Here is a 216-nt window from a genome sequence, read left to right as displayed (position 1 = left end):
CAGCGCCAGAAGATGCAGCGGCTCCGCACGTGGAACGAGCGGTTCCGCACCCGCGACTCCAAGGAGCGCAACCTCAAGCAGGCGCTCGGCGAAATCGACCGCATGGCCTCCGCGCTCGGCCTCCCGGACAACGTCCGCGAGACCGCCTCGGTCATCTACCGCCGCGCGCTCAACGACGACCTGCTCCCCGGCCGTTCCATCGAGGGCGTCGCCACG

1 pseudogene is annotated in these 216 nt (G+C 70.4%); it reads left to right on the top strand.

Going from position 1 to position 216, the window contains the following annotated elements:
- A pseudogene (locus NKF06_RS20930) lies at positions 1–216 on the top strand (transcription initiation factor IIB 2); the annotation flags it as partial.

The organism is Haloferax sp. AB510 (assembly GCF_024136985.1).
Lineage (GTDB): Archaea > Halobacteriota > Halobacteria > Halobacteriales > Haloferacaceae > Haloferax.
This window is presented reverse-complemented; position numbering and strand designations above follow the sequence as displayed.